This window comes from Pseudomonas fluorescens (genome assembly GCF_902497785.1).
Lineage (GTDB): Bacteria > Pseudomonadota > Gammaproteobacteria > Pseudomonadales > Pseudomonadaceae > Aquipseudomonas > Aquipseudomonas fluorescens_BO.
On the sequence record NZ_CABVHK010000052.1, the window covers coordinates 1 to 1,954 of the forward strand.

The 1,954-nt window shown below is 60.1% G+C and carries 3 protein-coding genes; 1 reads left to right on the top strand and 2 read right to left on the bottom strand.

What is annotated here, in order from left to right; translation table 11 throughout:
* On the bottom strand, positions 1-569 hold a 569-nt coding region (locus F8N62_RS31255; RefSeq protein WP_150714194.1), incomplete at its 3' end, for an aldehyde dehydrogenase family protein.
* A 250-nt stretch (positions 570-819) separates the two neighbouring features.
* Between F8N62_RS31255 and F8N62_RS31260 the strand changes: the two genes are divergently transcribed.
* The gene (locus tag F8N62_RS31260) at positions 820-1,182 is read left to right on the top strand and encodes a cupin domain-containing protein (protein ID WP_084317775.1); all 363 of its coding nucleotides are present in this window, start codon (positions 820-822) and stop codon (positions 1,180-1,182) included.
* A 77-nt stretch (positions 1,183-1,259) separates the two neighbouring features.
* Here F8N62_RS31260 and F8N62_RS31265 read toward each other — a convergent pair.
* Positions 1,260-1,954, bottom strand: a 695-nt coding sequence (locus F8N62_RS31265) for a hypothetical protein (RefSeq protein ID WP_150714195.1), incomplete at its 5' end; no start/stop codon positions are given.

The window sequence follows — 1,954 nt, forward strand, 5'->3', positions numbered from 1 at the left end:
AGGATCACCGAGTTGCCGGTAGACAACGCCGGACCGAGTTTCCAGCAGGCCATCATCAGCGGGAAGTTCCACGGCACGATGGCGCCGACCACGCCGACCGGCTCGCGAGTGACCAGACCCAGTTGATCGTGCGGGGTGGCGGCCACTTCATCGTAGATCTTGTCGATGGCTTCACCGCTCCAGCTCAAGGCTTGCGCCGCGCCGGGGACGTCGATGTACAGGGAATCGCTGATCGGCTTGCCCATGTCCAGGGTTTCAAGCAGGGCCAGTTCTTCGGCATGCTGTTTCAGCAGGCCGACGAAACGAATCATGGTGGCTTTGCGCTTGGTTGGCGCCAGCCGCGACCAGACGCCGGAATTGAATGTGGCGCGAGCGTTTTCAACAGCGCGCTGGGCGTCGGCGGCGTCACAGCTGGCAATCTTGCCGAGCAGACGGCCATCGACCGGGCTAATGCACTCGAAGGTCTCGCTGGAGACGGCATCGGTGTATTCGCCATTGATGTAGGCGCGGCCTTCGATCTTCAGATCGCGAGCCCGTTGCTCCCAATCGGCACGAGTCAGGGTGGTCATTCGAGTGTCCTCCTCTTGTTGAATACGAGCGCCCCGCGGTCTTCGCGGACGCCCCCAGGAATTCTGCCCGGCCAGCCTGCACTTTCGGCCCAAGGCAACCGCCACCCTAAACCAGTGGCTGGGGTTGTATCAATATATTTGACATAAGGTCGGCAAACGGCCTTGCGGTGTTCATTTTAATAAACATAGACTTTGGGCTTTCCAGCACCTTTTCAGCCACTCGCGCCGCAATCACGGGGGATTACAACAAATGAGCATCCAGAACATCGTCGACTTCAGCCAGGCCACTACCGAGCCCGAGCGCTACAGACCGGACCAGGCGAAAATCTTGAAGGGCGACCCGGAGCAGGTGGTTTACAACCACTACAACAGCCCCTGCGGTCAGTTGAATGCGGGCGTGTGGGAAGGTGCGGTTGGCCAGTGGCACGTGAACTTCACCGAGCATGAATACTGCGAAATCGTTCAGGGTGTTTCAGTGCTGCGCGACAACGATGGCAACAGCAAAACCGTGCGCGCGGGTGATCGCTTTGTGATTCCGGCCGGGTTCCGGGGCACTTGGGAAGTGCTGGAGACTTGCCGCAAGATCTATGTGGCGTTTGAACAAAAGGCCTGAGGATTTGTGCTGTCAGGGCTAGCCTAATCGCGAGCAAGCTCGCTCCCACATGGTTTTTTGTTGCTATCAGGAAGTGGTTACTGCTTTTCCAGCACCCACTTGCGATCACCAGGAGTGAACTGAGGCTGTTCGTCCGCCTGGGCGGTATTCACCGTCTGGAAAATTTCCAGCTCCTTACCCTTGCGCGTAAAGATCCAGGCATTGCCTTGCCCGTTGAGTTGCAGCCACATGTTGTCGTTGCCGCCACTCATCGAGGCGCAATCGCCCGCCAGACACAGTGCATAGCGATCCGCCCCCGGCAGGCCGGTTACCTGGCCGTCGGCCTGGAATTGCACAGTGCTGCCTTCGCCGGGGCCGCTGACGACTGTCCAGCTGCCGCCCATGTAGGCGGAATACAGCGCGCGTTCGAAGCTCGCGCCCATCGGTGCGCCATCCGGCACCGGGATCGCTGCGCGGTCGAAGACCTGGGCGGGTTCGTTTTCGGTCGCGGCCTGGCTCAATTGTTTGCCGTCGCGCTTGAGTTCACTTCCGGAACTGCCATAGAAGTCGATCTTCCAGGCACCGGACTCTTCGCCCAGCAGCTTGCCTTCGACATTCTCAAAACCGTTGGTGTAGCGGGCCTGAGCGGCCTTGGTGTTGACGTCCCATTCCAGGTTCGGGCCATAGGCCTGGAGCGCTTCGCGCAGGGGGCCGCCTTTGGAGGCAGCATCGATCGCCACCTGGTTGATCCAGGTGCCGCTGATGTCACGGTCGGCAGGGTTGCTGGCACATC